We start from the raw sequence: 26,615 nt of genomic DNA on the forward strand, positions 1-26,615 counted from the left end.
TATTGCGCTGGAGCGTTTTGAGTAGCCGCGTCTTTAAGTTTTATTGCTATCAATGTTCAATCGCAACGTTCGATTGCGCTTCCACCCAGCGAAGTTCGACAAAATGCTGCGGCCTGCCGCTCCAGTCGCGACTTGGATGCACCGCGACAATTTCCAAATTGAACGGAATTGCCGTTGTCACATACTTTTGCACGACTGCACCCACATCTGGCGCGATCGAAGTCGCCGTCGCCGCCGCCATGCCCAAGCCGATCAACTGTCCGATCGGGTCTTTGGGCAAAAATAAATTCACGCCGATCGCCAGTCCTGCTGTCATCAGCATTCCCACCGACAAATTCGTGCCGCAGCGCGGGTGCACGGCCAAATTCCATTCGCCCCTGGTGAGGCGATCGAGCGCAATCCGCACGGCGCGATTGACCACTGCGGTCGGCACATCACCATACAGATAAAAGCCTGTCTCGGTAGACATTCCACCCAGCAGGCGATCGCTGCTCATTTCCAACTGCGGTTCGCTCAACACCCAAACTGTTGCATGTTCAAGCGCATGAACTTGACGAACGGCAAGCAGTTCTCTGAGTCCTGGAACAAACCCTAGCTGTTGCAGCAGTTCGTCGTCTTGCCCAGGCTGGGGCGCAAAATCAAATGGTGTCGCGGAAGCAGTAGCGGTCATAGCACGTGCGAAATGTTCTGCTTCAACTGTAGCGGCTGTCGATCGCGATCGCCGTTTTGGTCACAAATAGCAAAGCGTTCTTTGCGGTTGAAACAATCGAGCATCTCAGACAGATCCTCTTTGCAAATTTCAGTTGGACACAAGCTCGATCGCTCCCACATTAATCAATCCTGCTCGATCGTCAACTCCCCTGCGATACAATAAGTCACGTTGTGTTCTGGGGCAAGAAAGCCTTGATCGAGCGTTATACTTTGCCTGAAATGGGCGACTTGTGGACGGATACCTACAAGCTCAAAACCTGGCTGCAAGTCGAGATTGCCGTTTGCGAAGCGCAAGCCGAACTCGGCTACATTCCGGCTGAAGCAGTCGAAACGATCAAGGCAAAAGCGAACTTTGATCCCAAGCGCGTCTTGGAGATCGAAGCAGAAGTTAAGCACGACATGATCGCCTTTTTGACAAATGTAAATGAGTATGTCGGAGAGGCGGGACGCTACATTCACTTAGGCTTGACCAGTTCCGACATTCTCGATACGGCCTTGGCGCTGCAACTCGTCGCCAGTCTGGATGTGCTAGGCAGTCAGCTTGAAGCGTGCATTCAGGCAATTCGCTATCAGGCGCAGCAGCATCGCGATACGGTCATGATCGGGCGATCGCACGGCATTCACGCCGAACCGATCACCTTTGGCTTCAAGCTGGCCGGATGGCTAGCGGAAATGCTGCGTCATCGCGATCGCCTTTGTCGCCTGCATTCCGAAATTGCGGTTGGCAAAATTTCCGGTGCAGTCGGAACCTACGCGAATGTTGATCCGCAGATTGAAGCGATCGCCTGTCAAAAACTCGGACTGGAACCGGATACCGCTTCCACTCAGGTCATTTCTCGCGATCGCCACGCGCAGTACGTGCAGGTTTTGGCACTGTTGGCCGCTTCGATCGAGCGATTTGCCGTCGAGATTCGCAACCTCCAGCGCACTGATGTCTTGGAAGTGGAAGAATTTTTCTCGAAAGGGCAAAAAGGCTCGTCCGCGATGCCGCACAAGCGCAACCCAATTCGATCGGAGCGGCTGACCGGAATGGCGCGAATTGTTCGGGGCTATGCGGTTGCTGCCTTGGAAAATATTGCCCTGTGGCACGAGCGCGACATCTCGCACAGTTCGGTGGAGCGGATGATGTTTCCCGACTGTCTCACCGTGACGCACTTCATGCTGGCGGAAATCACGGATTTGGTGAAAAATCTGCTGGTTTATCCCGAAAATATGCAGCGGAATATGAACTGCTTCGGCGGCGTCGTGTTCAGCCAGCGCGTTTTGCTCGCCTTGGTGGACAAAGGCTTGAGCCGCGAAGAGGCATATTCGATCGTGCAGTCTTGCGCTCACACTGCTTGGAATCAGCCAAACGGAAACTTTGAAGCGCTGATTCGACAAGATGAACGAGTGCAGAAGCATTTAGACAAAGCAGCGATCGATGCCTGCTTCGATCCGCAGCAGCATCTCAAGCATCTCGACGTGATTTATCAACGACTGAATATTTAAGCTGGTGCAAGAAATTGATGAACTGCGAACGCAGCAAAGTGATTTTTCCAAAGTCCGAATATTGAGTTTTATAAAGAGCATCTCTGCATTTTGATTGAAGTTCTCAACCAGTAGAAGCAGAAATATTTGGCTTTGCTGCGCGTTGAATTATTCCTTTCGATCGCCTTAGATTACCCCACCTGGCAGATAGGTTCAAATCAGCTTCTTGGCATGATGAATACATTCAGTAAGTCAGTTAAAGGAGCTTTTAAAGATGGGTATTCTCGCTTGGATTGTTTTAGGTTTAATTGCAGGTGCGATCGCCAAAGCCATTTACCCCGGTCGTCAGGGTGGCGGCATTCTTGGCACGATGCTGCTAGGTGTGATTGGTGCATTTGTGGGTGGTTTGATCTATTCGCTACTGGTTTACAATTCACTGCAAATTGCCGCAACTTCCTTTTCAATTCCGGGTATTGCGATCGCCGTTTTGGGTGCAGTGATCGCCTTGTTTATTTGGGGTGCTTTGAATCGCCGTAGCGCTGCGTAGTTTCTCTTTTCAAAGTTGCTTAATTTGGAAAAAAGCTCGGTCAGGCGATCGAGCTTTTTCCGTCTTCAGTAAAAACAGTGTTTTGGTCTTGCCCAAACCGTGATAGAACCAGAAAGTTCATCACTCAGCAGATTATGAGCGACAAAAAACCAGGCAAACCTTCGGATGATGACCAAGGCCAGTCGTCTGAGGTGCAAAAGCACGGTCAGGGCGCGGTACACAAACCTGCACCCGATGGACAAAACACCGAGCCATCGCCCGACAAGAAAAATAAATAGAATACAGCACAGTCTCAATCGCGTTTTTAAGGTCTTCCGGTGACTTGCACCAGAGCGATCGAACTGTTTCATAGCTGATTTTCAGTCGCAATTCGCATGAATCCTGCAATTGTCGATCAGCCAGGACAGATTCTCAGTTAACTGAAGGCGCACAAGTCATCGCCTGAACAAAAAGCGTTAAATTCGCGCTTTGCTCACGGAGTGGACAAGCCCGAATGCTGCTAAAACTCTCAAACATGGAAGCGCAACTTGAAATTTTTCCACTCGTCAAGCGTTTGATCAGCATTTGCTGGAGCTGAATGGAAGCGCCAATCCATCTTCAACCGATCAATCTTCGTAGTAGTTGATTTGCCGAGCGCGACGGGGACGCATCTGCGATGGCAGCAGGTCTTGATCGCTGAAGCTGTAGGTTGGCTGCACCGGATGAATCACGTGCATCGTGCGATTCGATCGCCGCTGCGACTGCACCAGCAGCACAATCACGCCGATCAGCACTGCACCGCCGCCTCCCAAGACGACTAAAAAGCCAAACCCAACCGCTCCCATCAGCAAGGTTTGCGACTGACCCGACCCGCTCAGGGCATCGCCACGATCGGAGCGAGCCGCGATCGTGTTGAGGGTCTCCTGCTGAACTTGAATTTGTGCTGTCAAGCGCTGCATGTCGTTACGCTGCTGTTCAACTTGGCGCTTGAGATCTTCAACCTGCGACTTGAGCGCTGCCGTTTCGGTGCGTTGCTGCTCAAGGTCTCTGGTCAGTTGTGGGTCGCTGTTGGTTTCTGTCAGATTCGTCGGATAGGGAGGCACGGGAATGGGCGTTGCCGTTTCGGGCACGCCCGGAAGCGTTTGGGTCGGAGTGGGCAAGGCTCCAGGCGGCACATTGTTGCGATATTGCCCGACTGCGAAACCGCCGCCCAGCAGCAAAACCGCCGCGACTCCGGTAATAGCACACCCTGATAGAAAGGCCGTAGTGTTACTCATGGGTTTTGTGTCCTTAGACTACGGCGAAGAAAAAATTCACCAATCGATCGCCTATCACTCGCTGGTTTAATATCATAATTTGCTACCGCAATCAACTCAAGCCAAAATTAGGGTAAATTCCGAGAAAATTCCAAATTTTTTTCTATATACAGCGTTCTGTTCTGCTTTCGGGAATGCTGCGAGCCGTTTTAGCTGTTTCTAGCGAGTCTTCTGCGAATGAATTTAAGTCTTGCTGATCGATTCAGTGAATCTTGAGTGGGGCGGGGGATTGACCACCGCGATCGCAGCACGGGGATGCTTCAATTCCGATTTTTTCTGAGCCAGATTTTATGCAGCTTGGCTACTTGCAATCGCGGAAAAGGCTGGTATAGTTTTTTTGTTCATCAAACTTAAATGTTTTTGTGAGCGGACTGATCGCTCCAGCATAAGGAGAAAAGCAGATGGCAATGAGAAGAAGCAGAAGCTTTTTGAGCGATTTTCGAGAATTCATCATGCGAGGCAACGTGGTGGATCTCGCAGTCGCGGTCATCATTGGCGGCGCGTTCGGACAAATTGTGAACTCGTTCGTTGAGGACATCGTGACGCCTTTGATTTTGAATCCGGCACTGCAAGCCGCCAATGTAGACGATCTGGCAAGGTTGCAGGCTAATGGCATCAAGTACGGCTTGTTTCTCTCGGCGGTGCTGAATTTCTTGGTGATTTCGTTGGTAATCTTTTTGATGATTCGTGCTCTTGAAGCGGCCAAACGCCGCTTTATTCGCGAAGAAGCTGCCGCTGAAGAACCTGCTGATCCGGTGTTGGCGGCACAAGAACGATTGACCAGTTCGATCGATCGCCTCACGCAAACGATCGATCGCCGCACGATTTAGGTTCTTGAAATTCATGAGAGGAAAACCGTCTTCCAGTGTTACCTGCCAAATTTGAACCCGGTTCTCCTCTCAAATTCAGCTTAATAAAGACTCAATAAAGATAGTTGTATCGATTCACCTTGTTCCAAACGGCTTCAGATAGAATTTGCTGAAGCGAAAAGCGTTTTGACTGCAAGGTGATTTGATGAGACAGGTTCGCTGGAGAAGGATAAGCAAATTTCTACTGGCGGCGATCGCTCTCGCGCTGATGTTCGCGATACCGATGCGGCAGGCGCGATCGACCTGTGACCCCAGCTATCCTACAATCTGCATCGCTCCACCCCCGCCCGATTTAGACTGTGCAGATATTGCATATCGAAATTTTCCGGTTCTCCCACCTGATCCGCACAACTTCGATGGCGGACCGAATCGTAGGCCAGATGGCGTCGGCTGCGAACTGCCGCCCTAGCGTTCGTACAGCTCCAGCGGCAGACCGTCTGGATCTTGGAAGAACGTAAAGCGCTTATTCGTCAATTCATCAACGCGAACTGGCTCGATCGCGATACCCTGCGATCGCAATTCGTCGCAGGCTGCATCCAGATCGGCAACGGCAAAGGCAAGATGTCGCAGGCCGCAGGCTTCGGGACGGCTAGGACGATCCGGCGGCTGGGGAAACGAAAACAGTTCGATCGCTACCGCATCGCTGACGCGCAAATCCAGCTTGTAGGATTGACGTTCGGCGCGGTAGGTTTCGGCCAGCACTGCAAAACCCAAAACTTCAGTGTAGAAGCGTTTAGAGCGATCATAGTTTGAGCAGATGATAGCGATGTGGTGAATGCCTTCAGTCTTCATCGGCTTGCATCACCTCTAGCGGCATCAAAAAGCAGCCCTGAATGCGCCAGCGTCCGTTGGGCTGCGGCTCCATCAGATAGAACGCGGTGAACAGTTGACCGTTGGCATCCATCAGCGCCAGCTTTTGAGCCGGATAACCCTCGATCGCCACAATTTCTTGAAACAGAATTGAGCGCGGACGGTAAACAGGCGCGTAGCTCGATCGCACCATTGCCATGAACCGAGTCGGCGATTCAAACTGCGCCTGAATTGCAGGACTGGCAAAGGCAAACGCTTCGTCTGCATCATCGCGCCGAAACGCTTCAAGCTGCCGTCCAATCACGTGACGAATGGCTCGGCGATCGATTTCCGACAGCATCTTGGCCTCCTGTCCGGTTGCAATGCTATAACTATACAGCTTCTATAATATTGCGAAGAAAGATGAAGAAGCTGCAATGGGCGATCGTCGTTGTGCTAGGTCTGTATCTGCTCTACTGGGTGAAGTCGGCAGCAGGCGTCAACATTTCTCACCGCTACCACGCGATCGATCTGGTCAAACTACCGCTGCGGGCAATTAGTCGAACGGTGAGTCGTTAGTGTGTCTTCCACAAATTATCTTTGAGTGAATGCTTTGCAGCTCAATCACTTGGCTTGACCTTGCGATCGCCAAGAAGCTGGAAAAATCTAAAAGCCCGTGATGAGGATTGAACTCATGACCTCACCCTTACCAAGGGTGTGCTCTACCACTGAGCCACACGGGCAGATAATAATCCGGAGCTTGCAATTCGCAATTGATGCAGAGCGATCGCAGCTTTAATTCCGAACGACGAATTGACAATTCGTTTATGGATGGGCCGAGCTGGATTTGAACCAGCGTAGGCATAGCCAGCGGATTTACAGTCCGCCCCCATTAACCACTCGGGCATCGACCCATTCATTCCACAATTAAGAATGTTAGCACAAGTGGAAGAGCATCCGAGGCGATCGCCCCAAATTTTTCAAATCTTTTCAGGCAAAGCCTACTTCAAGCAGGACGCGATCGCCTGCCGCAAGAACTGTATAATCAGATTCCCCAGCGCGATCGCAGGCGATGATGTCGGGCAAACCAGCAAAATTGAATTCCGCTTGGCAGAGCGAACTTAACGACCTCGTTCGCGGCAGCTGTGGCGGCTTTTTGTTTGGAATTCCGCTGCTCTACACGATGGAAGTTTGGTGGATTGGTTCGTTCATTGAACCGCCCATGATGCTAGCGGCGATTGTCACGGCGTTTGTCGCAGTTTTTTTGCTCAGTCGCACGGCAGGCTTTCGTCACACGCAAAATATCCGGATGGTGGACGCCTTGAAAGACACGATCGAGGCGTTGGCGATCGGCTTTGTTTGCACGACGATTATTTTGGTGCTGCTGCGGGAAGTTACGCCGGAAGTGTCGCTAGATGAAGCACTCGGCAAAGTGCTGTTTGAGGGCATTCCCTTTTCGCTGGGTGTCGCGCTGGCAAATTTGTTTTTGAGCAGCAAGGATGCGGCCAATCAAAACGGCCAGCAGGACGGCGTGATCAACGCCACGATCGCAGATATCGGGGCAACAGCGATCGGCGCGAGCATCATTTCTGCCAGCATCGCTCCAACCGATGAGGTGGCAATGCTGGCAGCGGGAATATCGGCTCCTTGGCTGCTGGCACTGATGGCAGCGTCGCTGCTGATTTCCTACGGCATTGTGTTTCAGTCAGGCTTTGCCAACCAAGACCATCGCCGTCAGCAGCGCGGATTGTTTCAAAGACCGCTCAGTGAAACGGTCATGTCTTATTTGGTTTCGCTGCTGATCAGTGCTTTTTTGCTGTGGTTTTTTCAGCAGCTTCAGTTTGACGATCCGCTGTCGATGTGGCTGCGCTACACGTTAATTTTGGGACTGCCTGCAACCGTAGGCGGAGCCGCAGGGAGGCTTGCTGTATGACTGAGCAACCGATCGCTAATCCCCGTTCAGAACCGCGATCGCTCGCTGAATGGACAAGCTTTGGCATTGCCAGTGCGATTCTTGCGGCGATCGTCGGCATGGTCGGCTGGCTGTGGCGAGATGAAGCTCGGCAGCAGCCTCCAGAAATTGCCGTCGAGCGATCCGGCGAGATTCGATCGGTGTCCGGCCAGTTTTATGTGCCGTTCAGCGTCATCAACAGCGGCGGCGGCACGGCAGAATCTGTTCAGGTGATGGGCGATCTAGTCGTCAATGGCGAAGTGCAAGAATCTGGCGAACAGCAAATCGACTTCTTATCCGGCGGGGAAACCGAAGAAGGCGCATTTGTCTTCTCCGAAAATCCTCAAAACGGCGAAGTCGTCCTGCGAATTGCCAGCTACAAGCTGCCTTGAGCGTTGATTTTGCTGATGGAAACAAATTTTTGATTGCTAGGATTGCTCTCTTTTTCCGAGCTATTGGAGAAAGGGCTTCGCCCCCTCTCCAAACCTCCCACCCCATCTAGGGGCTGCCCTCTGGACTCCCAAAGGTCATATCGGTGAGTGTCAATGTACGCCACATTAGCTTACCCGCCGCGACCCGGGTTTTCGAGCCGCCCCCTTTTGCCCTGTGCCTTCTGCCTTGGCTACGACTGAATCGCTTGCAGCAAGGCATCGCCCATTGCCTGACAGCCGAGCAGATTCATTCCGGGAGACATTATGTCTCCGGTTCGATCGCCCTGCTCCAACACCTTCAAGACTGCCTGTTCCAGTCGATCGGCGGCTTCCGGTTCACTCAAACCATAGCGCAGCATCATTGCCGCACTCAGGACTTGCGCGATCGGATTTGCCTTGTCTTGTCCGGCAATGTCTGGGGCGGAACCGTGAACAGGTTCAAATACACCGGGATTGGCTGCGCCCATGCTGGCAGACGGTAACATGCCAATGCTGCCCGTCAGCATGGCGGCGGCATCCGAGAGAATATCGCCAAACAGGTTGCCCGTAACGATCGTGTCAAACTGTTTCGGGTTGCGAATAATCTGCATCGCGGCGGCATCGACATACAGGTGCGACAGTTCCACGTCCGGGTATTCGCTCGACAGGGCAGTGATGCGATCGCGCCAAAGCTGCGAGACATCCAGCACGTTCGCTTTATCGACCGAACATAAACGTTTGCTGCGCTTGCGAGCGGTTTCAAAAGCGACGCGCCCGATGCGATCGATTTCCGACTCGGTGTAAGCCATCGTATTGACGCCGCGCTTTTCTCCGGTTTCCGTTTCAAAAATCCCTTTTGGCTGACCGAAGTAGATGCCGCCCGTCAGTTCGCGCACCACCATGATATCGACGCCTTCCACGACTTCGCGCTTGAGGCTCGATGCATCGACAAGCTGCGGCAAAATTTTTGCAGGACGCAAATTGGCGAACAGTCCCAGTCCGGCGCGGAGGCCGAGCAGTCCGGTTTCCGGTCGCTGATGGCGCGGCAGATTGTCCCACTTGTAGCCGCCGATCGCCGCCAGCAAAACGGCATCGCTGTTGCGGCAGGCGGTCAGCGTTTCTTCGGGTAAAGGGTTTCCGGTGGCATCGATCGCTGCGCCACCCATCAGGGCTTCTTGAAACTCAAACGTGAGATCAAGCTGCGAGCCGACTTCTTTGAGGACGGCTACCGTCACCGCCATAATTTCTGGCCCGATGCCGTCACCGGGAAGCAGGGTAATTCGATAGTTCGTCATGATTTAGCGGTGAGTGAGAAATTCAATTTGCGGCACAAGCGGGTCAGACACCATGCCAATTCCAGTAAAGCCCCAGCGATCGAGCAGCGCTTTCATCTGCGTGGCCGGAATTGACTCGACCCCAAAGCGATCGGAAACGCCTTTGCCGTGTGCGTTGAGATAGCTGAGGGCGTCATACTGCTCCCGAAACATCAGCACATAGCCCGCATCTGCGGCATCCTGGTTGGGACGCGCTACAAGATATTGACCGTCTGCTTTCGATCGAATCAAATAATAGGTCTGAGACATGGTTTGATTTTCTCAGATCTTGGCGGCGATCGGATGTCGTAGGGAATAATGTTTTGGGAGGGCAATTACTTTAGACGTGAATTTACAACTCTTAACTACAATGATGCATTTTGAAGTTGATGCAGCTAATCCGCTTGAAGAGGTAACAGGAAGCAACATTGGGGATGAAGATATTCCTGTTGGCTCTACATTTACAGCGATTACAAAAACGCAGGTCAGTGGTCATATTCCACATCTCACGTGCATTGATTTAGGTGTTGCTGCAAGCATTCGACTCACATTAAAAAATGTCGAGTTCTATGGCAGAAATATAGAAGTGATTCCACAAGGTCACACGGCAAAATTGATTGTTGAGGGTGATGGGATGGACACTCTCATTTCTTTGCTTCAGGCTCGAAAAGCAAGAGAGCATATTTTTATTGCTTGTTCTACCTGAAAGCTGTAGGTTGGGTTTCACCCCTCAACCCAACACCTTGAATGAGATACGATGAAGACAGCTTTTAGGAGATGAATATGGCTCCTGCGTCTGGTGAACAAGCATTAAACGATCGATCGATCATCCGAACAGAATGGGGACTGACGATCGCCGGAACCCGAATCACGCTTTACGACGTGATGGACTATCTGACGGTTGATTATCCTGCAAAACTGATTCGTGAAAAGCTTTGCCTCACTGATGCTCAAGTGGATGCAGCGCTGACCTATATCAAAGCGCATCGAGCTGAAGTCGAAGCCGAGTATCAGCAAGTTTTGCAAATGGCAGAAGTCGATCGCCAGTATTGGGAAGAACGCAATCGAGAACATTTTGCGCGGCTTGCTGCCCTGTCTCCTAAACTCGATCAAGCCGCGATTCAGTCTAAGCTTCAAGCTTGGAAAGATAGGCTTGAATCCGAGGTATGAATTTTTTGATCGACTACAACTTGAGAGGACAAGCAGCATTGCTCTGGGGCACGATCGCCGCTAGGGGATGGCTTGAATTGATGCCGATTCGCTTTATTGGATTTGAGAAAGTTGGTTTAGTTGAGAACAGCAACGATCAACAAGTATGGCAGGCTGCTCAATCAAATCAGATGATTATTCTGACAGCCAATCGAAACATGAAGGGTGACGGCTCGCTAGAACAAGTCATTCGAGAAAACAACACAACTACATCGCTTCCAGTTGTGACGATCGGCAACAAAGAGCGACTAGATGAGCAGAACTATCGTGAACGATGTGCAAGTCGTTTAGTTGAGATTTTACTGGATATTGACAACTATAGGGGAGTTGGTCGAATCTACATTCCCTAACTTGATTCTTTGGATTGGGTGTTCAAACAGGCGATCGTAATTGAAACACACCTGACCGTCTGCTTTCGATCGAATCAAATAATAAGTCTGAGACATGGTTTGATTTTCTCAGATCTTGGCGGCGATCGATCTGGGATTGGGGCGCTTGAAATTAGCCAAACTGATTTTGCGGATCGGTTTCATGATTCATTTTTCATCGATGAAAAATCTAGCTCGATCGCCCGCACAATTTCAACTCACGGCACTGTCACCGGAATCAAACGGTTTTCCGGCAGATAGCTAACAAAGCGGCCTTCTTCGGCCAAAACAATCACGAGGCGCATTCCCCAATCGGGTTCCACCTGATGCAAATCTGCCCAGGGGATCGCCAGTTCCAGGCAAGATTCGATCGCCACTCGCGCCCGCGTTGGGTACGCTGCCCACTGCGATCGATCGATCGCCTGCTGAAACCAAATCGATTTCGTCAGCAGATTCACGCCCAAGTGGTGATGGAAGCGGTAGTTCAGCGGAGCCTCGTCGGGCAAAAGAGCGATCGGGGCGGGGCTGTTTGGCAAGGGACGATCGGGATAGAACCAGAGCAGATGGAGTTCCGGGGGAATGTCGTCGCCCGGACGCGCCCCGGATTTGAAGTCGAGCCGCAGATAGAAATTCAGGTGGTCGATGCCGTACCACAAGCGCTGAACCGTGCTGCTTTGGTGCATTGTGCCGCGTGCGCCGCCGATGTCAAAGCGTCCGGCTTTGTCCCAGTCTTGTTCGTCGCCGCGCCCGTCGATCGCCGGATGAATGAAGCTCTGCGGGAAATGATCTCCGCCGCGATCGTGTCGCTCGACCTGCATCCGCACATTTGCCGGAATCGGTTCGTTGAGGGCTTGGTAGAGGGCAACCAAATGTTCGCGAAACAACTGATCGAACATCGCATCTTGATTGGAAGAATGGCCTTCGCCAAACCACCAGAACCAGTCGGAACCTTCGGCAGCATAGAGGGCTTCCCAAGCTTCGGGATTGTTTTCCTCGGTCGCTTCAGGATGACTTTGCAGCGTCAATCGTGCCTCTGTCAGCAAATCCCAAGCGCGATTTTTGGCCGGATCGCCAATCCAGGTCGTGAAGCTGCCATCGACCCACGAGCCGCTGTGCAGTTTTTCGGCGGGAATTGTGGCGGCGGGTGGAAACTGGTCGAGATATTCGGACACGGTGACGAGCTTGATCCCCGTGTGATCGCTCAACATCTGATAGAGCGCTTCCAGGAACGGCTTGCCGTCCTGCGGATAATATTCCCAGCAGTTTTCGCCATCCAGCGCGATCGTCACCAGATGCGGCGCTTCAGACTGCCGCAGCGATCGCCCGATCGCCTCCAGATGCCCGACCAGATCGATCGCGGCCTGCTGGGGCGACATGGCGCTGTAGGTGAAGCCGATCAGGTCAGATAGGCGATGATCTCGAAAGACGATCGCCAAGTCGCCGTTCTCGGTCGGCAACCGATACGGCTGATAGAGCTTTTCGGGTTCGATCACGTTGCCGGAGGCGTCGCGGTGAAAGAAGGTGTCGATCGAATAGCCCAGCACGGCTTCATCCGAGCAAATCCACTCGAAGCCGCTGGCGGCGATGTCGGGCAGAATGGCGGGACTGACCGATTGTTCCGAAGGCCACAGGCCGCGAGGCGATCGCCCGAACCGCTCCTCATACATTTGCTTGGCGCGATTCAGATGACGGGGAATATCTTCCGCCCAACTGAATCGGTACTTCGGCAGGGTGATATTTGGAACAGCGACGCGACCTGCATTTGTGTCGGCGAGCAGCGGCAAAATCGGATGCGTGTAGGGCGTGGTGGTAACTTCAATCTGTCCGGCTTCCTGCATTTTGTGATGCTGGGGAATGATCCGGCTGAGGATTTGCCGCTGTTTGGAGTAAATGCGCTGGCGATCGCTCAAGGAAAAATCTTTTCCCTGCTTCAGCCACTGCTCAATTTCGGGATCATCCCAAAACAGCGGATCGATCCAGGCGAGGTTATGCCAAGCGAGGAGATCGCTGTAGTCGGAATCGCGCCAATTTTCCAAACACCACGATCGACCCTTCTCCTGCCGCTGTCCAAACAGTTCGGCGTAGCGCGGATGCGGATCGATCAGCGTGTGGTGATTGGCGTCGAAGAAATGTTCGATGATGAACTGACGCTGTTCAATTGAGAGTTGATCGATCGACCTCAAAGCCAGCGAAAGATAAGGATCAAACGCCGTTCCTGCCACATAATCTTCAAGCTGCAAAATCAGCGAGGGAACCAGATTCACCGTTTGATGCAGCTTCGGATAGCGCTCTAGCAGCAGGACGAGATCGAGATAATCTTTTGTGCCGTGCAGTCGCACCCAAGGGAGACGATATTCCTTGGCGATGCGGCTTTTGTAGAGCGGCTGATGCTGATGCCAGATGAAAGCAACGTGGAGAGGATGGGGCATAAGAGTAGGGACGGTTTGGTGTTGCTAGATGAGTGCAACCCGTGCAATTTTGCGTAGAATGTTTTAGCTGAGCGGCAAGCAATTACATCATATCGATCGATGCGGCTCCCGCGATTTCAACGTCGTGTTTAGCAGCTTATTCAAGCAGTACACCTGCTTTCACTAGGATCGATCGCTTCGCTGGAACTAAAGATTTTCCGCCATCCCAAGGCTGGCCGCTTAATGTCAGTGTTCCTCCACATTCACCCTCTAACACAACTTCATCAGTGGTCGGGCAATAGTAGTATTCATAATCACCTTGAAGCGGATCTAGCCAGTCGGGATGCCGATGGATGATTAAGTCATTGATTAAATTGGCAATCGATCGAATGAAGTTACTGCGATCGCGATAGCTGAACTTTTCAACGAATTGCTTAAATCTTGAGCAACTAGCTGGTGTTGCAGGAATTTCTGCTACAGGTGTCTCAAGCAGAAATCGAACTGCTAAAAACTGCTTTGGAGATTCAGGATAAAGCGGCAGGATAAACTGCTCAAACCAGCCTTGAATCTGTTGAATAAATACAGCGGGTTGACTCGATTCACGCTCACCTTGAGCAGAAACAATATCTCTAAGAGCGGTCACAGCAGCACTTAATCGAGAATTAAATTTCATGATGCTTCTTGAGCTTCAACCAGATGGCTCGATCGCCCTGCAAACAGCAGAACAGAAAAAAGCAGGACAACCGTTAGGTTTCTCCTGCTTCAAAAACTACCAGTATTTGAGAAATCTGGCACTTAAAATGCTTGTTCGACTTCGACAATTTCCGGAATATATTCGCGCAGACGGCGTTCGATGCCCATCTTCAGCGTCATGGTTGAGCTAGGGCACGACCCGCAAGCGCCTTGCAGACGCAGGCGGACAACCGGGCCATCGAGTTCCACCAGTTCCACGTTGCCGCCATCGGCGATCAGATAGGGGCGCAGTTCGTCCAGCACCTTTTCAACGTTGTCTCTGGTCAATTCCATTGTTTGCATTCGTTTCACCGAGGTTAGTGGGCTAGTTCTATTGTAAAACAGTCGTTTAAGTAAGCGAGTTGGGGAGTCTGCGATCGAATGTCAGAAATCGTCAGACTGTTCCCAAACCCCTAACTTAGCAGTTGGATGTTTGAGAAGATGACTTCTTGTGTATCTTGCTGGCCTTGCTGATTGCTGCGCGTCACCTGGCGAGTCAGCAGATAGTAGTCGCCAATTTTTTCGTATTCGCTATCGACATCATTTTCACCGACGATTTCATCGGTTTTCGGATTGCGATAGACAACATCATAGCGAGCGGAGATGTAGCCTGATCCGGTATCCAAGCTGCCTTTGTGGTTGATCGAGAAGGCAACTTGCGGCATCGTCCGGTTCACCTGAGAAATTTCGTTGTTGCGAATTTTGTAGTGTGAACCCATTGCGTCGCCGGACACTTGAATTTCGGTTGCTCCGGTTTCGTCGGTTTCACCGAGGCTAAACGTATTCTTGCCGTGTGCCTGCTCGAAGTTCGATCGCTTGCGGTGCGTCACAGTTTCCCACAGGTGATGTTGCAGCAGTTCCCGGCCTTTTTCGTCCGAGAGATCGGTGAATTCGTAGCTGAGGTCGCGGTTGATGTGAACTTTGGCCGTGTAGGTTTCGCCACCCTGCTTGAGTGTCACCTCTGCCGTGTAGCCAGGGAAATTTTCGTCCCAAGTGTAGCGATTTTCATACGCCGCCTTGAACAAGCTGCGAGCGTCGGTTTGTTGTCCTTGTGATTCCCGAACCTGCATCGTCTCAACCTCTGGGTGTACTTTCAACAGTGTATCGAGTTTGGCAGAATGCGCGACGGGCGGCTATTTCGCGATCTCCGTACTCAGTTCGTTGCTCGATCGCCGCACCAGCGGAACCGATTCCGATCGCGGCAGCAAATCAAAGATGTCGCGAAACACATCGTCAATTTGCTCGTAGGACAGCACTCCGGTTTCGTTCAGCCGCACTTTACCCGCCTGATCGAAAATTACCGTTTGCGGCACAAGTCCTTTGTAGTAATAGCCCGGTTCATTCGGCTCAAAGTTGTCTTTCTGGGGAAGGCGATCGGTGCTAATTGCAATCACATCCGCCACTGTGCCATAAATGCCGTTCATCCGCGAAATCAGCGGTGCATACTGCTTACAGTCAAAACTGTCGTCAATGTAAAGCTCAAGCAAAACGGGTCGATGGTCTTTGAGTGCTTGCGCCAAACTGACGCGAGGCGGCACAAGTGCGCCATCTCCGGCATAGAGCGGAAAGATGTTGCCGTCAAAATGATCGTCGTCACGACCTGCCCAAGCCGGATTTGCGCTGAGCAGGCAGCTTAGCCCCAGCACCAAAAGTAGCAGCAGAACTCGCCGCCAGGTTTGTCGAATCCAATTCATAGCGTTTCCCAATTGCAGCCTGTTCCAATTGTGAAGCATGACGTTCACAAACGGCGATCGCGCCCCGTCCGCACATCCTGCCAGGCGCTGCCCAACCCTTTGAGAATGCCGCGCCCAATCAAACCGATTCCCCGTCCGACCACTTCGGTTAGCACGTAAACCACGCCGCTACCCAGGACGGAAAGTGTAGAGCGCAATCGAGGCGCGATCGCATCCCGCGCTTCCAGCGCGATCGTCACCACGAGGGGAACTCCGCCCAGTCGATCGAGTTCTTGATTGCGAGGTGCATAGATGGCGGTTTGTTCGATGCCGCGATCGGAAAAATACAGCAGCAAATGGCGACTTTCAAAAATGGCTTTCGGTTCAATCACAAGCTGCGTCAGGCGATATTTCCAGGACAAATTGTTGCGAAATCGCTCGACTTCTCGCACTGACATTAAGCGAATATCGTAGAAAGCTTGCTGAACGATCGCCACATTGCCAAATCGATTCAGCAGCGGTTGAATGATGCTATTGGCAAGCTGAATGATTAGATTTCCTAACAGCAATTCGGCCTGTAAAAGCGCTTCAGGATTTCCGGTTGGCTGTGGCTGTCCGTTGATGACGAGTGGCGTTTGATAGAGCAGATGGGCAAACAGTTCGGGCGTTTCGGGGATGGAATCGAGGATGGCAGAAAGCACCGTTTCTCGTTCCTGAAGCAGCACCTCGACGATTGAGACGAGCTGCCGCCCGACTTGAATTTGGGCGTATTTGCCAAAAAAATCGGTGACGATCGCCTGCCACAAATCTTGGAGAATCAGCGATCGATTTTCAAAAAGCTGCTCGATCGACACTTGCGAATAGCGCAATTCTGCGATTACATCTTCAATTCTTCGCAGAATTAAAAAGAACAGTTCTCGCTTTTTGTCGATGCGTAAAATGTCAATTTCCAGCGTGATGTTTGTCTGATTTTGTAAGTTCGTTTGCAGCTTGGCGACGATGCGATCCCACAAAAGCGATCGCAACACATTCACATCCATCTGAGCCGACTGTGGCTCGACAACGGTAATTGCCTCAACGGAAGCAGTCGGCAAAGCAGGCGGCGTCGAGCGATCGAGCAGCGGATCAATTGCGGGTTCGATCGGCTGATCGGGTGCGCCCGAAATGCGATCGACAATCCAGCGGGAAACTCGCAATTCTCTGGCGCGACCTTCCAAAATGGCGCGATCGAGCGGGGAAAGATTTTGCTGAAGCTGGGCGTTAATTTCGGCCAAAGTCGTGTTGATCCGTCGCAGTCCTAACTGCCGCCAATCGCGTCGCAGTCGGGCAAATGGCGCTTGAGCGGGGATCGAGCGCTGCCAAAACGGTTGACCAGCGGCAACTGTGCGAATTGCGCTCAGCAGCACATCCGCATTTTGATCTTTGGTGCAGTATCCAGTTGCGCCGATTTGTCGAGCCGCAGCTAGCAAGATTGGTTCGTAGCGATCGCTCAGCACCAAAATTGGCAAGCTTGGATACTGCGCCCGGATTTGCTCAACCAAGGGTAAACCCTGACGCAAATCGATCAAAACCAGATCGATCGCAGCGGTAGCCAGTACGGACAAAGCCGTGTCAGCGTTTGCGATGCTGACAACTTGGGCGATCGACTCTAGCCAAACTTGCAAAGCTTGGCCGAATATCACATCTTCATCAATTAGCAGGAGCGTCGATCGCGGCATTAGGGCACGAGTGAAAAATCGGCCTCAAATCGGCATGATTGAGGAAATCCGCTTAATAGGATTCATCATAGCCGTCGTCGTAGCTGCTACCGGATTCGGCTGCCCACATATCCCAAATTTCCTGACGACGAATCGCCCACTGTGCGATTTCTGCTTGTGCCTGACCATAGAGCGGACGACCCGGCGGAATTTGCGACGCTTTGTTAATTGCCAGCGTCAAGCTATCCACACTGGCCAACGCGCGAGCCTGCCGCAGAATCGATCGATCTTGCGCCAGCAAAATCTGATAGCGCCAGCGCCGAATGTCCGATCGCGCTTCGCCATACAGAACCCGACCAGATTGGATGCGACTGGCAACCACGATCGCCTGACTGTAGCGGCCTCTGTTGGCGATCGATCGGGCTTCATCGAGAATCGGCTGGTCTTCCAATCGTTCCACTTGGTTTGTCCAGTCGGCAATCAGCGTTTGCGCTTCGACACGACGCGATCGTCCGAGTGCGACCTGACTTGCTTCTGCGATCGCGCCCTTCAACGCCGGAATCGAATCAGGATCGGCCATTGCCTGCGCCCGCAAAATAAACGGACGATCTTCGATGCGCTCAACTTGATTTTGCCAATGGGCGGTGAGGGTTTGCGCCTGCTGGCGACGGGGGCGCGTCGGCGTGATTTGACTGGCCTGAGCGATCGCCATTTCCAGCGTGGATTTTTGACCTAGGCTCGCGGCAAGGTTGGCATACTGCAATCGCGTTACGTCTTCAAGCTGCCGCTTCCAGTTTTGCAAATCTTGGCGCGACTGCCCGTAGAAGGCGCTTCCCGGCTCAATTCGGTGCAGCGCAGTAATTCCTTCTAGCAAATTCACAACCTGAGAAAGGGCAGGCTTCCACTCAGATTGCGCTTCGCTGACTCGTGCCTGTGCTTGACCAAACACCAGCATGTCGCGAGCAGTCGGATTAAGCGCGATGCTTTTGGGAATCTGTTCGATCGCACCTGCTGCCGCAATGCGGTTTCCGGCTTTCCACTGCTGCCAGCCAATGCTGACAATTCGATTTGTCCAGCGATCGACATCTGCCTTGGCGCGAACCCAAGCATAAGAGTCGCGATCGACTTCTAGCGCGAGCGTAATGGCCGCTCCCAAATTTTGCGGCGTGTCGGCTTGCACAGCTTGCCGTGCGGCGATCACCTGCTGCCACGCTTTGCGTTCCAAAACAAGCTGCTCGCTCAAGTCGCGCAGGCGTTTTTCGCGCCAGAACGGATTGTCTAATTCTGCCAAAGCCGAAAGCTGCGCCGAAGCCTCGTCCCACTTTTGATTTCGCAGCGCGGTTTGCGCCACGTTGTAAATATATTGGCCTTGCTGCCACTGCTTGCGCCAATCGGCGATCGCGGTCTGCGCTTCTTTGTAGCGTGGACTGTTGGTGGGAATGTAGCCGATGATTTCGTTGGCGCGTTGAATATTGCCTTGATTAAAAGCGCGTTTGGCATCGCCAATCAGCAGGTTTGACCAGGTTTCGATCGCCTTTTGCGCCTCGTTATAAAGCGGATGAGTGGCAGGCCAAGCGCCAATCTCGCTGAGGCTGGTGGCAAGTTGCGCGACCTCACCGGACTGAGCAGCCTGCTGAGCGCAGTAGAGCCGTTCGGCATCCGCAGACAGGCGCGTGATGTTTTGACAGTCCGTCGGCGGCGGCAGCATTGCCAGCCACAAAAACGCCAGGCCGCCCGTTGCGCTGCAAATGGTCAAAGCGCTCAGCAGCCAAGGCCAAACCGAAGGCGTTGGCGATGCGGGCTTTGCAGGAGGAGCAGGTTCCGGTTCAGGAATTGCGATCGGCATCGCATCATTGACGATCGACTGGGGAACTGCACTTTGCAGCCAGTCGGCTTCTGTTGTGGGCTGCGATTCTTCCGCTGTATCTACAATGTCATTCCAATTCAGCTTGGCTTCTTGCCGCCATTTCCACCAACGTTTTTTCGCCATAATCTTTTCCGTCCGCGCTCAAGCCGTCTTCGATCGATTGCTAGGTTGCTCTTCCAAAAACAACCCCAGCAAAAACATGAATTGCCGCTTATTGTAAGGGGTGATTGACCAAACTGAGCAGCAAATTCTCATGATTTTCAGGGATCAAGGTGATAATTCAGGAAGAATTTGATTGCAATTGATGAAGCAGCGATCGCAATCAATTTTCAAACCCAAATTGCACTCGATCTTGAAGCGGTTTGCAGACGAACGATCGCTACACAGATCGGTCGCGATCGAACCTCAAACACCGAAGTAGGAACTCACGACGGCTCGGCTAGCGGTAACTCCAGCCGAGGCAAATTTCTCACTAATCCACAACTTTTAACAATCCCATCTGCAACCGCACCTGCATTTGGCGAACGAGGTTGTATTCTTCGTGATTGAGGGTTGTGGCGGAGCGGGTGGCGCGAAGGAGTAGGTTTTCGTCGGCTCGTGTGATTCTACCAGTGGTGAAAATACGGTGTGTGAGGGCTTCGATCGATTCTGGAATTGCGTTTACGTCTGCCTGCATGGGGATAGATTCACTCCTTTGAGTTGCGGTCGCATCGTCATTTTCTTGAGGTTCAAGTGACAGGCCTGTGCTTTCTTGGATAAGCAACGAGTCGAGAAACCAGTGCAAACTTGAGATTTGCGTGATTATACTTGCAAATTATCGACTGAAAAATCAAGCTATTCCCAAGATTCCCAGAAAACTTGAAGAAGATAAAGAATGTGTAAAATTTTACTTAAATTAAAGTACTGAAAAGCGACTGTTCACAAACGCGATCGCCGCAAATCTACTGAAAAGCCAAATGCCCGCACCGAAAAAACCAGTACGGGCAATGCATGAAAATATATTAAGGACTAGGTGGAAGGTACGAGACGCTTTTTCAAAGCTTCACTGCGGCGTTTGGCCGTTGCGTTTTTGGGGTCGGCCTTGAGAGCGGCTTCATACGCTTCAACGGCCTGCGCGATCAGTTGCTTTTTCTCGTAGGCAAAGCCCAAGTTGTTTAAGGCCGTCACGTAGTCGGGCTTGAGTTCGATCGCATCCTTATAGTTGCGAATGGCTAGGTCATATTGCTCTTGCGAGGTGTAGGCAAAGCCAAGCGCGTTGTAGATGGCTGCGATCGCTTCTGCACCGCCCAGTTCTTTACCTTTGAGGGCTTTTTGGAACTGAGCGATCGCTTGAGAATACAGCTTTTTGTCCAAATAGATGCCGCCGAGTTCGTAGTGTTCTTGAGCCGTACCTTTTTCTTTGTTGAGCTTGCTTTGCAGCCGCGCAAAGGTCGTTTCAACGCGGCGCGTCTTCAGCACTTGGCGCAGCAAAAATACGCCCGCAATCAGCAGCAAGCCGACCAGGATGCCGAGATAAACGGCGGGGAGCAAGCGATCGTCCATAGCTTTTACTAAAATTCGTCCACTTTCTTTTAGGCTACACCCCGGATTGCACCTTCTGCCACGCAAGTTTGGCCGCGCCGACAATGCCCGCCTGATTTCCCAAGCTGGCAGGAAGAATTTGCAGTCCGGGGCGAGAACTCGGCAAAACGCGCCGATCGATTTCTGCCTGTGCGATCGGCAGGAAAAACGGAGCGCTGGCACTCACGCCACCGCCAACAATCACGGCTTCGGGCGTGAGGACGTAGATCAAGCTGGCAAGTCCGGCTCCCAGATCGCGCCCATAAGTTTGCCAAAAAGCGATCGCCTCTGGATCTCCGGCTGCTGCTCGCCGCCCTAGTTCGTCTGGCTCCAATCCGGTTCGCCGCCGAATTGCCGGAACGGAAAGATATTGCTCCAGCGAGCCACGATTGCCGCTGTTGCATTCTGGCCCGTTTGGGTCAAGCGTAATCAGTCCCAGTTCTGCCGCCGTGCCGTGATGCCCGACAAACAAGCGACCATCAAGAATCACCGCACCACCGACGCCCGTTCCCAACGTCAGCAAAATCAAATGCTGAAACGCTCGTCCTGCACCGAGCCAATATTCCCCCAATCCCGCACAGTTCGCATCGTTCGCAATCACAACGGGGCGATCGACTTTCGCTTCCAGCCAGTCTGCCAACGGCACATCGCGCCAGCCCGCCAAATTAATCGCCACTCGCGCAATTCGCCCTGCCCCATCCGCAGGTCCCGGTGTGCCTACGCCGATCGCCTCACAGGTTCGATCGCCGTCAAGCTGCGCGATCGCTCTGGCAATTTCGGCCACAACTACTTCGGGAGAGGCAGGTTGCGGTGTGGGAACGGTCAACGACTGTAAACAGTTTCCCTGCTCGTCAAATCGTCCTAATTTAATTGCCGTTCCGCCTAGGTCAACACCAATGACCGATCGATCGCTCATGTTCCGGCTAAAAGTTCCATGCAGTTCATTATACGATTGGGGGCGATCGCTCATGCCATCTTAAAAATAGGTTGCCTAGTAAGTAATGTCGAAGTATCTCATCTCTGGAAATAACTTTTTGTTCCAAAATAGTTGATTGCAGTCTAACCCATTCAGGATTTGAAGACGGTCACTTTCAAAACGCAATTCTACGCCTGCGATCGCCCATTGCTCATAACCCAAACCAATCTGAATATTTTTATCAAGGCATTCTTCTACAATGCGAATTGCTGCAATCTGTTTCCCCTTCAGCCTTTGAGTTTGAAAGTAAGCCTCTTGAATCCACTGCAACGGAGCAAATCCTAATTCTTCGCTGCCACACCAATAGACGGGTGAAGTTAGGTCGATCGAATTCACCGAGAACGAAAAAGAATTTAATGTTTTAGCACAGAACTCAAGCTGATTGCTGCTAGTACAAACTACAACCGGAGCATCATTGAACCACTGATTCTGCTTGCTATCCCATAATACCCAAACGGATTTAGCTTGAAGGCCAACGATCGGTGTTGCGGCAAGCAAATCTGCTAGCTTTGAAGCTGAATTTGTCCATCTTGGCTGATAGTTTTCAATGCCCCATTCGCCCATAAAATGAATACTTCATTGAATAATTTTTATTGCTCAACGATCGATAGTTTGCAGAAGTAGAGCCGACTTGATCGATCGCTCCACCCTTTCACCTTGCCCATTCACCTTTCCATAAAAAGTTTCACCCTGATAATAAAACGAACTCGAACTGCCGCCATCGAAATTCAAGGCTTGAACAAGGCCAGCGCGATCGAGCCAGTCTGCCAGTTCAATCAGCGAAAATCCTGAAGTTGATGGAGCGTCGGGACGTTGGGCAACCATCACCCAAACGATATCGCCCACTGCGGTTAAACCGATCGCGCTGCGGGCGTTGGGCTGACGTAATCCGATCGCGTCTCGTCCAGCCGATTCGTCTACAAACGCTTCTGCTTCTGCGGTCAGAGTGGGTAAAAGCTGGGGGCCAGCCCCGATCGCCAGATGTAAGGTGCAGTTAGCAGGAATCGCAGCGGAATGCGGAACGATCGCCGCCTGCCATTCCTCGCCACACTGATATTGCCGAAATTCGCTGCGATCGAGAATTTGCTCCAAATACGGCGCAAGATCGGGATTTTGCATCAGGCGATCGTTTTGGCGCGGGTCAGCTACCAGTTCACCTTCGATCGAAATAAACGAAGTCGATCGCCCATTCACCGGATCGAAAAATCCCGCATTGATGGCGGCAAGTGCGCCCTGTGATTCTGCCAGCGTTTCGAGGCGATCGAGCGTTGGTGACAGGGCAATCGTGAGGGGAATCGACTTAGGGATCGTCAGCGTGTGAACGATCGCATTCGGCAGCGATTCGACTCGGTACTGTGGTGTGGGGATAGCGGGTTGCTGAGCGATTGCGTGGGACAGAGGTAGCGATCGCAGCAGCACCAGCAGCAGGGCGAGGCAAATTCCCAAAGCAAAATTTTTCATGGTGGCGATCGCACGACTCCAGCGATTTTAGACACAAAAAAGGGCGCAATTTGCGCCCTAGCCATCACAACTTCTATTTTAGGATGCGCTTCGTGCTTGTCCTCAGCCCTTAGTAAGCATCCTGTAGCTCGAAGAAATCCGGCGAAACGTAGTCTTTCCGCAGCGGATAGCCCACCCAGTCCGAAGGCATCAGCAGGCGCTTCAGGTTCGGGTGGCCTTCGTAGATGATGCCGTACATGTCGTAGGTTTCGCGCTCTTGCCAGTCTGCCGAGTGCCAGATCCAGTAGACCGAAGGAACGGTCGGATTGTCGCGCGGCAGAAAGACCTTGAGGCGCACTTCGTCGGGATTGTCGGCATTGTCAGTCATCTTCACCAGATGGTAGACACTGACCAAATCACCGCCGGGGCCACTGTCATAGCCGCACTGCATGGCGAGATAGTTGAAGCCGTTGGCATAGAGCGCAGTGGAGAAGGGAATCAAGAAGTCGCGATCGACCTTGATCACTTCAATGCCGCGCACGTCCGGGGCGAGCGCTTCATGCTCAAAGCCGTTTTCCGTCAGCCAGCGCGAGGTTTTTCCGGCCTCTACGATCGACGCTTGCTGCTCCGGTGCGGTTTGTTCTTCAGCCACGATCGATCTCCTCTTTCTGAGTCTGCGATTGCAGTTCGGGGACGGGCATTCCCATCGCTTCCATCAGTTCTCGCGGCGGAGCCTGACGCGATTCAGCCTGTAGATATTTGCCGTCGTCAATCAGCGGCACAGGCTTCATCTTATGGCTGACCGAGTAGTAGCGGTGCGTTTGTGCCTGCTGTCCGCGCTCCTGCACGGCTTCATTAGCGATCTTCTTACGCAGCTTGATGATCGCGTCCATGATCGCTTCCGGGCGCGGCGGGCAACCGGGAATGTAGACATCAACCGGAACCAGCTTATCGACACCGCGAACCGTCGTCGGCGAGTCGGCGCTGAACATGCCTCCGGTAATTGTGCAGGCTCCCATTGCCATCACGTACTTGGGATCGGGCATTTGTTCATACAAACGCAAGAAGGCAGGAGCCATCTTCATCGTGATCGTTCCGGCCACGATGATCAAGTCGGCTTGACGGGGGCTAGAGCGGGGGATGAGGCCGTAGCGATCGAAGTCAAAGCGAGACCCGATCAGGGCAGCAAATTCGATGAAGCAGCAGGCGGTTCCATACAGCATCGGCCACAGACTTGACAGTCGCGCCCAGTTGTGCAGATCGTCTACAGTTGTCAAGATCACGTTTTCCGAGAGGTCTTTGGTGACTTCGGGATACGCGATCGGGTTTGTCATTTGTTGAATGAGATCGTTGCCAGCGGTGGCATTGGGATTTAAGACCATTCGAGCGCTCCTTTCCTCCAGGCGTAAACCAAACCAATCACAAGAATTGCGATGAAAATTAGGGCTTCAACAAATGCCAGCAGCCCAAGCTGGTGAAACGCCACCGCCCAAGGATAAAGGAACACCGTTTCCACATCGAAGATCACGAAGACCAGCGCAAACATGTAGTAGCGGATGTTGAACTGAATCCAGGCTCCTCCGATCGGCTCCATCCCAGATTCGTAGGTGGTGCGGCGTTCGACTCCTGGGCGCTTGGGTCGCAGCAGCCGCGCTCCCACAAAGGCGGCAACCGGAACCAAGCTGCAAATGAGCAAGAAGCCTAAAAGGTATTCGTAACCACTGAGGACAAACACAATAGATTGACCGCTCTAATAAGGGTTGGTTAGTCATTATGTTACCGTCCTTTTACATTCTAAGATATGGCTTTTGGGCTGGGGGGGAATACGGAGTATTTATGCGATCGATAGGCTGGTGGGGATCGAGTGGCGGCAATGCCGCAAAATAGAGATCCGCTGAATCTGAGTAGGGCTATGACTTCAGGAGAAACTTGTTTGACTGCATCGCCGCTGACTCAGGTGGAAGCGCTGCTCGATCGATTCGCCCACTTTGGCGTTGAACTTGGCCTAGAGCGGATTCAAACGCTGCTGGCGGCTTTGGGCAATCCAGAGCGGCAGGTGGCCGTGCTGCACGTTGCGGGCAGTAATGGCAAAGGCTCGGTCTGTGCTTATCTCAGTTCGGTTTTGGAGCAGGCGGGCTATCGAGTTGGGCGCTATACTTCGCCGCACCTGGTGAATTGGTATGAGCGAATTAGCGTGAACGGTGAAGCGATCGATCCTACCGATCTCCTGAATCTGCTTCAGCAAGTGGTCGAAGCCATTGATCCCCAAAAACCTTCCCCGACTCAGTTTGAGGTGTTTACTGCTGCCGCTTGGCTCTACTTCGCACAGCAGCAAGTCGATGTGGCCGTGATGGAAGTCGGGCTGGGTGGACGACTGGACGCGACGAACGTGATCGATCGCCCCTTGGTCAGCGTCATCACCTCGCTCAGCCTGGAACACTGGCAGCGACTTGGTCCCACCTTGGCCGACATTGCCCGCGAAAAAGCTGGAATTCTCAAGCCTGGATGTCCTGCTGTCCTCGCGCCGCTGCCGCCAGAAACCGAAGCCGTGATTTTCGATCGCCTCCAAGCATTGAACTGTCCTGCCGTTTTTCCGCCGCCTGCGATCGATCTGGGAAACGGCTGGGCAAAGTACACTGCATCCGACGGCTCAACGATCACTTATCCACTGCCGCTGTTGGGATCGCATCAGCTAATCAATTCCAGTTTGGCGATCGCTACCTTGCAAATCCTTCGACAGCAGGGCTGGCAGATTTCCGACCAGGCGATCGGGCAGGGCATGAAGCAAACGCGCTGGCCGGGACGCTTGCAGTGGACGACTTGGCGCGATCGAACGTTGCTGATTGACGGCGCACACAATCCGGCAGGGGCGATCGCGCTGCGGCAATATCTGGACAGCAGCGATCGCATTTCGCCGCCGATTCAGTGGATTATCGGCATGATTGGTGGCAAAGATCACGCTGATATTTTGCGGGAATTGTTACGATCGCACGATTCGCTGTTTCTCGTTCCCGTTCCTGAGCATACGCCCGTTGATTTGGCAAAACTGGCGGATTTGGCGCGATCGATTTGTCCGAATCTAAGTGCTTGCGAAGTATTTTCAGATGAAATTGCAGCGTTGGAAGCGACAAAAGCGGAAGGAGCGATCGTCTTGTGTGGATCGCTTTATTTGATTGGGCATTTTCTGCGGCAAAAACTAAATTCTTCTGCCTAAGCAATGTACAGCAATCCTAAATAGGAGATGAACAGTAGCCGTACATAAATGCTTTGGCAAAAGCAAAGGTTTGACAATGTGTGACTAATTGAAACAGAAACTTGACCGACCCAAATCTT

At 52.4% G+C, this 26,615-nt stretch carries 34 protein-coding genes and 2 tRNA genes; 13 read left to right on the top strand and 23 right to left on the bottom strand.

Annotated features, from left to right (window positions below; all coding sequences use genetic code 11):
• Positions 1–49: 49 nt before the first annotated feature.
• Positions 50–670 (bottom strand): DUF6391 domain-containing protein, encoded by a 621-nt coding sequence (locus H6F67_RS08585; protein ID WP_190765323.1) that lies wholly within the window; start codon positions 668–670, stop codon positions 50–52.
• Positions 671–903: 233 nt separating this feature from the next.
• Here H6F67_RS08585 and purB point away from each other — a divergent pair, with 233 nt between their 5' ends.
• The 3 genes from purB to H6F67_RS08600 all read left to right on the top strand — a co-directional run bounded on the left by purB (position 904) and on the right by H6F67_RS08600 (position 3,003).
• A complete protein-coding gene (gene purB, locus H6F67_RS08590; protein ID WP_190765325.1) occupies positions 904–2,199 on the top strand; it encodes an adenylosuccinate lyase in 1,296 nt (431 codons plus the stop codon).
• Between the two features lie 253 nt (positions 2,200–2,452).
• The gene (locus H6F67_RS08595; protein WP_190765327.1) at positions 2,453–2,725 is read left to right on the top strand and encodes a GlsB/YeaQ/YmgE family stress response membrane protein; all 273 of its coding nucleotides are present in this window, start codon (positions 2,453–2,455) and stop codon (positions 2,723–2,725) included.
• Between the two features lie 134 nt (positions 2,726–2,859).
• The gene (locus H6F67_RS08600; RefSeq protein ID WP_190765329.1) at positions 2,860–3,003 is read left to right on the top strand and encodes a hypothetical protein; all 144 of its coding nucleotides are present in this window, start codon (positions 2,860–2,862) and stop codon (positions 3,001–3,003) included.
• A 327-nt stretch (positions 3,004–3,330) separates the two neighbouring features.
• Here H6F67_RS08600 and H6F67_RS08605 read toward each other — a convergent pair whose 3' ends face one another.
• On the bottom strand, positions 3,331–3,981 hold the full coding sequence (locus H6F67_RS08605) for a hypothetical protein (protein ID WP_190765331.1): 651 nt from the start codon (positions 3,979–3,981) through the stop codon (positions 3,331–3,333).
• Positions 3,982–4,427: 446 nt separating this feature from the next.
• Between H6F67_RS08605 and mscL the strand changes: the two genes are divergently transcribed.
• Together mscL and H6F67_RS08615 are read left to right on the top strand one after the other, a co-directional pair.
• Positions 4,428–4,850 (top strand): large conductance mechanosensitive channel protein MscL, encoded by a 423-nt coding sequence (gene mscL, locus H6F67_RS08610; protein WP_190765392.1) that lies wholly within the window; start codon positions 4,428–4,430, stop codon positions 4,848–4,850.
• 184 nt (positions 4,851–5,034) lie between these two features.
• Positions 5,035–5,298, top strand: coding sequence for a hypothetical protein (locus tag H6F67_RS08615; protein ID WP_190765402.1), 264 nt, complete (start codon positions 5,035–5,037; stop codon positions 5,296–5,298).
• Here H6F67_RS08615 and H6F67_RS08620 read toward each other — a convergent pair.
• Both H6F67_RS08620 and H6F67_RS08625 read right to left on the bottom strand, forming a co-directional pair.
• Positions 5,295–5,681 (bottom strand): VOC family protein, encoded by a 387-nt coding sequence (locus H6F67_RS08620; RefSeq protein WP_190765333.1) that lies wholly within the window; start codon positions 5,679–5,681, stop codon positions 5,295–5,297. The genes H6F67_RS08615 and H6F67_RS08620 overlap by 4 nt on opposite strands.
• A complete protein-coding gene (locus H6F67_RS08625) occupies positions 5,671–6,039 on the bottom strand; it encodes a DUF4864 domain-containing protein (RefSeq protein ID WP_190765335.1) in 369 nt (122 codons plus the stop codon). Before H6F67_RS08625 ends, H6F67_RS08620 begins: the two co-directional genes overlap by 11 nt.
• A gap of 62 nt (positions 6,040–6,101) precedes the next feature.
• Between H6F67_RS08625 and H6F67_RS08630 the strand changes: the two genes are divergently transcribed.
• The gene (locus H6F67_RS08630) at positions 6,102–6,257 is read left to right on the top strand and encodes a hypothetical protein (RefSeq protein ID WP_190765337.1); all 156 of its coding nucleotides are present in this window, start codon (positions 6,102–6,104) and stop codon (positions 6,255–6,257) included.
• A 92-nt stretch (positions 6,258–6,349) separates the two neighbouring features.
• Here the strand turns inward: H6F67_RS08630 and H6F67_RS08635 are convergent.
• Positions 6,350–6,421 (bottom strand) — tRNA-Thr (locus H6F67_RS08635).
• A gap of 89 nt (positions 6,422–6,510) precedes the next feature.
• Positions 6,511–6,592, bottom strand: a tRNA-Tyr gene (locus H6F67_RS08640).
• 19 nt (positions 6,593–6,611) lie between these two features.
• Between H6F67_RS08640 and H6F67_RS08645 the strand changes: the two genes are divergently transcribed.
• Genes H6F67_RS08645 through H6F67_RS08655 form a run of 3 tightly spaced genes read left to right on the top strand, consistent with a single transcriptional unit; the run spans position 6,612 to position 8,021 of the window.
• Positions 6,612–6,803, top strand: coding sequence for a hypothetical protein (locus tag H6F67_RS08645; protein ID WP_190765339.1), 192 nt, complete (start codon positions 6,612–6,614; stop codon positions 6,801–6,803).
• On the top strand, positions 6,775–7,611 hold the full coding sequence (locus H6F67_RS08650; protein ID WP_396797768.1) for a TIGR02587 family membrane protein: 837 nt from the start codon (positions 6,775–6,777) through the stop codon (positions 7,609–7,611). The genes H6F67_RS08645 and H6F67_RS08650 overlap by 29 nt, the downstream gene beginning before the upstream one ends.
• Positions 7,608–8,021 carry a TIGR02588 family protein gene (locus tag H6F67_RS08655; protein WP_190765341.1) on the top strand — a complete coding sequence of 138 codons (414 nt, stop codon included), beginning with the start codon at positions 7,608–7,610 and terminating at the stop codon, positions 8,019–8,021. The genes H6F67_RS08650 and H6F67_RS08655 overlap by 4 nt, the downstream gene beginning before the upstream one ends.
• A 230-nt stretch (positions 8,022–8,251) precedes the next feature.
• Here H6F67_RS08655 and leuB read toward each other — a convergent pair whose 3' ends face one another.
• Both leuB and H6F67_RS08665 read right to left on the bottom strand, forming a co-directional pair.
• Positions 8,252–9,337 (bottom strand): 3-isopropylmalate dehydrogenase, encoded by a 1,086-nt coding sequence (gene leuB, locus H6F67_RS08660; protein ID WP_190765398.1) that lies wholly within the window; start codon positions 9,335–9,337, stop codon positions 8,252–8,254.
• Positions 9,338–9,622, bottom strand: a complete 285-nt coding sequence (locus H6F67_RS08665; protein WP_190765343.1) for a hypothetical protein — start codon at positions 9,620–9,622, stop codon at positions 9,338–9,340.
• A gap of 100 nt (positions 9,623–9,722) precedes the next feature.
• Between H6F67_RS08665 and H6F67_RS08670 the strand changes: the two genes are divergently transcribed.
• From H6F67_RS08670 to H6F67_RS08680, 3 genes are all read left to right on the top strand, one after another.
• Complete coding sequence (locus H6F67_RS08670; RefSeq protein WP_190765345.1) at positions 9,723–10,058, top strand: hypothetical protein; 336 nt, start codon at positions 9,723–9,725, stop codon at positions 10,056–10,058.
• Positions 10,059–10,135: 77 nt separating this feature from the next.
• Entirely contained in the window at positions 10,136–10,522 is a 387-nt protein-coding gene (locus H6F67_RS08675; RefSeq protein WP_190765347.1) for a DUF433 domain-containing protein, read from the top strand.
• A complete protein-coding gene (locus tag H6F67_RS08680; protein ID WP_190765349.1) occupies positions 10,519–10,911 on the top strand; it encodes an ACP S-malonyltransferase in 393 nt (130 codons plus the stop codon). Before H6F67_RS08675 ends, H6F67_RS08680 begins: the two co-directional genes overlap by 4 nt.
• Before the next feature lie 236 nt (positions 10,912–11,147).
• Here the strand turns inward: H6F67_RS08680 and H6F67_RS08685 are convergent, their stop codons facing one another.
• The 15 genes from H6F67_RS08685 to ndhC form a co-directional block, all read right to left on the bottom strand.
• Positions 11,148–13,358, bottom strand: coding sequence for a glycoside hydrolase (locus tag H6F67_RS08685; RefSeq protein WP_190765351.1), 2,211 nt, complete (start codon positions 13,356–13,358; stop codon positions 11,148–11,150).
• A gap of 136 nt (positions 13,359–13,494) precedes the next feature.
• Positions 13,495–14,010 (bottom strand): hypothetical protein, encoded by a 516-nt coding sequence (locus H6F67_RS08690; RefSeq protein WP_190765353.1) that lies wholly within the window; start codon positions 14,008–14,010, stop codon positions 13,495–13,497.
• Between the two features lie 122 nt (positions 14,011–14,132).
• Positions 14,133–14,372, bottom strand: a complete 240-nt coding sequence (locus H6F67_RS08695) for a NifU family protein (RefSeq protein WP_190765355.1) — start codon at positions 14,370–14,372, stop codon at positions 14,133–14,135.
• Positions 14,373–14,482: 110 nt separating this feature from the next.
• Positions 14,483–15,139: a DUF3386 domain-containing protein gene (locus tag H6F67_RS08700; protein ID WP_190765358.1), complete on the bottom strand. Its 657-nt coding sequence runs from the start codon at positions 15,137–15,139 to the stop codon at positions 14,483–14,485.
• A gap of 63 nt (positions 15,140–15,202) precedes the next feature.
• Positions 15,203–15,763 (bottom strand): thylakoid membrane photosystem I accumulation factor, encoded by a 561-nt coding sequence (locus H6F67_RS08705; protein ID WP_242020561.1) that lies wholly within the window; start codon positions 15,761–15,763, stop codon positions 15,203–15,205.
• 44 nt (positions 15,764–15,807) lie between these two features.
• The gene (locus tag H6F67_RS08710) at positions 15,808–17,460 is read right to left on the bottom strand and encodes a DUF3685 domain-containing protein (RefSeq protein ID WP_190765362.1); all 1,653 of its coding nucleotides are present in this window, start codon (positions 17,458–17,460) and stop codon (positions 15,808–15,810) included.
• A 52-nt stretch (positions 17,461–17,512) separates the two neighbouring features.
• A complete protein-coding gene (locus H6F67_RS08715; protein WP_190765364.1) occupies positions 17,513–19,429 on the bottom strand; it encodes a hypothetical protein in 1,917 nt (638 codons plus the stop codon).
• 349 nt (positions 19,430–19,778) lie between these two features.
• A complete protein-coding gene (locus H6F67_RS08720) occupies positions 19,779–19,982 on the bottom strand; it encodes a hypothetical protein (RefSeq protein ID WP_190765366.1) in 204 nt (67 codons plus the stop codon).
• Between the two features lie 332 nt (positions 19,983–20,314).
• Positions 20,315–20,848 carry a tetratricopeptide repeat protein gene (locus H6F67_RS08725; RefSeq protein WP_190765368.1) on the bottom strand — a complete coding sequence of 178 codons (534 nt, stop codon included), beginning with the start codon at positions 20,846–20,848 and terminating at the stop codon, positions 20,315–20,317.
• Between the two features lie 34 nt (positions 20,849–20,882).
• Positions 20,883–21,782, bottom strand: a complete 900-nt coding sequence (locus tag H6F67_RS08730; RefSeq protein ID WP_190765400.1) for an ROK family protein — start codon at positions 21,780–21,782, stop codon at positions 20,883–20,885.
• A gap of 75 nt (positions 21,783–21,857) precedes the next feature.
• On the bottom strand, positions 21,858–22,406 hold the full coding sequence (locus tag H6F67_RS08735) for a hypothetical protein (RefSeq protein ID WP_190765370.1): 549 nt from the start codon (positions 22,404–22,406) through the stop codon (positions 21,858–21,860).
• Between the two features lie 33 nt (positions 22,407–22,439).
• On the bottom strand, positions 22,440–23,303 hold the full coding sequence (locus H6F67_RS08740) for a phosphodiester glycosidase family protein (RefSeq protein WP_190765372.1): 864 nt from the start codon (positions 23,301–23,303) through the stop codon (positions 22,440–22,442).
• A 109-nt stretch (positions 23,304–23,412) separates the two neighbouring features.
• Positions 23,413–23,934 carry an NAD(P)H-quinone oxidoreductase subunit J gene (locus tag H6F67_RS08745; protein ID WP_190765373.1) on the bottom strand — a complete coding sequence of 174 codons (522 nt, stop codon included), beginning with the start codon at positions 23,932–23,934 and terminating at the stop codon, positions 23,413–23,415.
• Positions 23,927–24,664, bottom strand: a complete 738-nt coding sequence (locus H6F67_RS08750; RefSeq protein WP_190765376.1) for an NADH dehydrogenase subunit K — start codon at positions 24,662–24,664, stop codon at positions 23,927–23,929. The genes H6F67_RS08745 and H6F67_RS08750 overlap by 8 nt, the downstream gene beginning before the upstream one ends.
• The gene (gene ndhC / locus H6F67_RS08755; RefSeq protein ID WP_190765378.1) at positions 24,655–25,017 is read right to left on the bottom strand and encodes a photosynthetic/respiratory NAD(P)H-quinone oxidoreductase subunit C; all 363 of its coding nucleotides are present in this window, start codon (positions 25,015–25,017) and stop codon (positions 24,655–24,657) included. Before ndhC ends, H6F67_RS08750 begins: the two co-directional genes overlap by 10 nt.
• Positions 25,018–25,215: 198 nt before the next feature.
• Between ndhC and H6F67_RS08760 the strand changes: the two genes are divergently transcribed.
• On the top strand, positions 25,216–26,496 hold the full coding sequence (locus tag H6F67_RS08760; RefSeq protein ID WP_242020562.1) for a folylpolyglutamate synthase/dihydrofolate synthase family protein: 1,281 nt from the start codon (positions 25,216–25,218) through the stop codon (positions 26,494–26,496).
• Positions 26,497–26,615: the final 119 nt, after the last annotated feature.

The organism is Microcoleus sp. FACHB-1515 (genome assembly GCF_014696105.1).
Lineage (GTDB): Bacteria > Cyanobacteriota > Cyanobacteriia > Elainellales > Elainellaceae > JAAUTJ01.